This window comes from Hydrogenophaga sp., from assembly GCF_041633695.1.
Classification (GTDB): Bacteria; Pseudomonadota; Gammaproteobacteria; order Burkholderiales; family Burkholderiaceae_C; genus Hydrogenophaga.
Map to the genome: position 1 here is coordinate 1 of NZ_JBFJMY010000370.1, position 4195 is coordinate 4195.

At 63.9% G+C, this 4195-nt stretch carries 6 protein-coding genes; all 6 read right to left on the reverse strand.

Annotation, left to right across the window (positions count from 1 at the left end; translation table 11 throughout):
- Positions 1–1662, reverse strand: a 1662-nt coding sequence (locus ABYB95_RS18215) for a VirB4 family type IV secretion/conjugal transfer ATPase (protein ID WP_372660095.1), incomplete at its 3' end; no start/stop codon positions are given.
- Between the two features lie 106 nt (positions 1663–1768).
- Entirely contained in the window at positions 1769–2101 is a 333-nt protein-coding gene (locus tag ABYB95_RS18220; protein ID WP_034693592.1) for a type IV secretion system protein VirB3, read from the reverse strand.
- 18 nt (positions 2102–2119) lie between these two features.
- The gene (locus ABYB95_RS18225) at positions 2120–2410 is read right to left on the reverse strand and encodes a TrbC/VirB2 family protein (protein WP_008904125.1); all 291 of its coding nucleotides are present in this window, start codon (positions 2408–2410) and stop codon (positions 2120–2122) included.
- Positions 2407–2916, reverse strand: coding sequence for a lytic transglycosylase domain-containing protein (locus ABYB95_RS18230; RefSeq protein WP_008904126.1), 510 nt, complete (start codon positions 2914–2916; stop codon positions 2407–2409). Before ABYB95_RS18230 ends, ABYB95_RS18225 begins: the two co-directional genes overlap by 4 nt.
- A 10-nt stretch (positions 2917–2926) precedes the next feature.
- Positions 2927–3136 (reverse strand): hypothetical protein, encoded by a 210-nt coding sequence (locus ABYB95_RS18235; protein ID WP_237707216.1) that lies wholly within the window; start codon positions 3134–3136, stop codon positions 2927–2929.
- A 685-nt stretch (positions 3137–3821) separates the two neighbouring features.
- Positions 3822–4195 (reverse strand): DUF4113 domain-containing protein (locus tag ABYB95_RS18240; protein ID WP_372660098.1); only part of this gene is annotated, 374 nt, incomplete at its 5' end.

Genomic DNA, 4195 nt, shown 5'->3' on the forward strand with positions numbered 1-4195 from the left:
CGGCAGGTTTTGGCGAACCGTCGAGAAGCGGCGCAGAGCTGTTGGCATCGTGGCCACCGTCTTGACGGCGTCGGCAATCGCGCGCTCATCGGCCGGCAGCAAAGGCAGGGCGGGCGTGGCGATGCAAATCCGGATCAGCTGTTCCCAGAACTGGATGCGTGCTGGCGTGGGGTCGCGCTGCAGCGGGTTCAGGTGGGTGGGCTTGCCCGCTTCAAGGGTGAAGTACCGACCGTTCAAGGCCCGTATCGCGATCTCGCAACCCCGGTCCAGGTCAAACAGCACCAGCCTTGGAGCCGGGTTCCACTTGCGGGTGAGCGTGAGCAGGAACATCTCCAGCGTGGTCTTACCGACGCCGGTGGATCCGATGATGATGGTGTTGCCGGGCAGCTTCTTGTCGGCAGAGTCTTCGCCTTCCGGGCTGCTGTGCAGGTTCAAATAGAAGGGCTGGCCCGATGGGGTGCGCAGCAAGGCCAACGCCTCCCCCCAAGGATTGCCGTCGCGCTTGCCCCGGGCAAAGTTGTGACCGCTGGCCAGGGCCGCGAAAGCGCGGGACGACAGCTTGGCATCGCGCGGGCGCCACTGCCAGTTGCCGGGCATCTGGGCAAACCAGGCGGCATCGGCCACCAGATCCACCGGCGACATCTGCAGGCTGGACGCTTCGCCCACCGCGCCAATCGCCTGTGCAGCCCGTCGCCCGGCATCGGCCAGGCTGTCTTCCCCTGGCTGACCGAACACCACCAGGCTGTAGTGGTACTCGCCCATGCAGTACTGACCGTCGCCCAGCTCGTTCATCGCTTCGTCCATGTCGGCGATCTGGCTGGCCACCACATCGTCGCTGGCGATCAGCTGGTCGCGTTGCAGCTCCAGCGCACGCATGGCTTCGCGCCGGGGCAGTATCGAGAAGCTCTGAGTTTCGATGAATTCGCTGTCTTCATACAGCAGCGAGTTCAGGATGCCCGGCTCCACCGCGTCGGCGTATTCCTTGATGTCCACCAGGGCCGCGCAACGGCGCTGTTCGCCATGTCGAAGTTCCAGCTTGTCACCACCGAAGGACAGGCGGGTGGTGGGCAAGGTGCGGTACAGCGGCCCTGCCGCAAGGGGCACTGGCCTCCAGCTGCCGTTGACCAGGTAGCCCAGAAACTCGGCCAGTTCGGAGTACCGCCTTGGACCTTGCATGCGAGCCCCCAGCAGTTGAGGGCCAAAGCCGCGCAGCACCCGGCGCACGAAAGCCGTTCGTTCTTCCATCACGCGCAAGGCTTCGGCATGCGCTGCGGCAATGGCGGTCTTTGAACGCTGGGTCGATTGCAGCGCCCGGCTGAGGCGTGAGGCATTGGGCCGGTAGACGAGCGTCAGGTACAGCTCGTTGCTCATCATGGCGTGCTTGCCCAGCCTGGCCTGGTAGGCCTGTGATAGGTCCCGTGCGAAGCCAGATTGCAGCGGGTCTTCCAGTTGGTCGTGGATCTTTCGGTGGAGCCGATGAGTCCACACGGCCCATTGGCCGCCGGCCAGGTTGCGCAACAGGCTGCACAGGGCCTCATGCCGTTCGGCGATCAGGTGTTCATCAGCGCATTCGAAGGCCACGCCGTCGAGGCGCCACACGCGCATGAAGTCGCCCCCACGCGTGATGACGTCGTTTTCGCTGACCAGTGAGGAGAAAGGCACAAACCGCGTGAGCGGGTTCTCCTTCAGCGCCTGTGCCCAATGGCGCGGTTGTGGCTGACCTGTAGCAGGGCGCCCAGAGCGACGAGGGCCCGCGCCGACAGATCGGTCAAACATGCCAAACATCGGAGCCTCCCCGGTAGAGCGTAGGCGAGTAGCTGCGCGCGCGCCAGAACCGCCGGTTGCGGTCGTGCAGCTTCAGCTTGAGGACCACAAAGATCTGCCGGAACCGCTGGTCATCACGGGCTGTCAACCAGCGCATCCAGAGCAACACCGGTGCAATGGAAAGGACCACACCCAGCGCAAGCCACCAGCTCACCAGGATGCCGCCCCACATGATCAGCAACATGCCGGTGCCAAACAGGATCACCAGCGGCACCAGCGGAATGCCCAGCTTCATGGCCGGGCGCGTGGCGCCCTTGTAGATGGCTTCGGCCTGCATGGTCTGCACCTTCAGCCTTCAGCTGACGATGTAGCTGGCGAAGGCCGCAGCTCCACCCACCAGCGTGCCACCAATCAGCACATTGGCCACATCGGCCAGGCGAGCGCCTTGGAAGATCATCTTGAAGCCCGCCCAGATGATCGCGATGGTCACCACCGCAATCGATATCGTCACCAGGATGGTGTTGACGTTGGTGACCGTGGTGTTGATCTTGTCGAAGCCCTGTGCCCAGCTCTTTGAGGCTGCAGCCAACATCAGCAGGGCGGTTGCGAGGTGGCGCTGTGGTACGAAGAGACGAATGCGGGTCATGACGGCTCCTTAATGGGGGTGTGTTGACTGATGGGGAGAGGGTTGCGGGCTGCGGCGACCACCTTGCCCACGTAGCCATGGCGAAAGCCGGTGGTGAAGTTGCCGCTGTAGTAGCAGGAGAGCGCAGCGCGCAGGGCTACCTGGTCGCCCGATCTGCTGGGTGACTTGCGTCGCGCCCGCTCGAAACACTCGCTCAACACCGTCTGCATGGCGGCCAGGTTGGAGCAAGGTTCGAAGGCCGATTCCAGCGACAGGCCCAGGCGCTGGAAGTTGCCCATGTTGATCTGGCCGAGGCCCACGCTGAAGTTGCGGCCAGCGGCCTGCAGAGCCAGCGCGGTGGCCAATGCCTCGGTGCGGTGGCGGGGTTGGCGTTGCAGCGAACCGCCTACGACGCCAATGGCCCAGGGGTTGAAGGCGCTTTCGACGGCGACGAGCGCGTGTGCTGTGGTCAGGTGGACCTGTGGCGCGCAGGCCAAGGCCAGTGCCGCGAAGGTGGATGCTTCCATGGCGCAGCCCTCACGGACGGGAGCGAAGCCAGGTGGCGTGGTCGTTGTCGTACTGGGTGTCCCAAGTGCCCAGCTGGGACTTCGCGACCGGGCTGAAGTCCGTCACGGTGTCGCCACCCATATCCCACCAGGTGCGTGTGAACTGCTTGCCGTCGATCGTGACCGTGATCGCCCCGGTGTAGTCGCAGGTGTAGATCGGTCCGCTCTCGGACTCATGCACCCGGGTGTACTGGGGTGGGCAGTTGCCCGGCGCCCGAGCCCACACATGCCGAGCCGAGTTACCTGCGCCAGACATACCGCACGTAGGAAAGGCCTTGCCCCGAGCCAGATCCCGAAGCACCTTTCGGATCGGTGGCACACACTGAGGGACCGACTTCCAGCTCGGTGCCGCAAAGCACAGTAAAACCAGGCAGCCATCGACGGCGCGCGCCGCCGATGGTGCGAGGAGCCCCAAGGTGAGCAACAAGCTGGCGGCGGCGCTCGCCAGCGTTGCCGCCAGGCTTCTCTGCAAGGTTGCCGCTTTCGTGGAATGCCAGCACAGGGTGTTGGCGAGAGGTGCATGGTTCATGGTCAAGTCCTCGGTTCGACGTTGTTCGTGAGGTGGCAGTGCTTGCCGTTTCTCTGAACACCGTGAGGTCAATGTAGGACTTGAAACCCCCTGTGCTGCTGCTGGATTTGGGCTGTTTTCCAGCACATTCGCGGCGCGCGAGGCCCTGCCGCCTTTGCGCGCCAGAAAAAAGAAACCCGGCACGAGGGCCGGGCAAATCAAAGTCGCTGTCACACGACTTTTCAGGGAGGAGGGCCGACTGTTCAGGCCGACTCGGAACCATTATCGATTCAGGTCGCTTGAAACGCCTACGACAAATTCGGCCTGATGCACAGCAGTGCCCCTCATTGGGAGTACTTCACGTCCGCACCACGGGCATGTCTTCCCATCGCGTTGTGTACTGCGGCGTACGCCGCTCCTGTTTCATCGACCAGCGCCTGCGATCTCCCTCCAGACCGGTACTGCCCAGCAGCACCGTGCCCCGGCCATAGCGCCGGTTGAGCCCATCCAGGGCGCCCATCAACCGGCCTTTGTCCCGTCTCTCACCAGGCTCCTCGTCAAGCAGCAGTTCACCCTGGTGCACCGAAGCCGGTTGAAGCTCCATCTGCATCACCCCAGCCTTGGCGTACAGGAAGTCAGGCTTGTAAATGCAGCGCAGGCCGTTCAGGGCCCCGATGCGGCCTGCACCGAGCAGCACCCGACCCACACCTACCAGCAGCCGGGCACCTACAA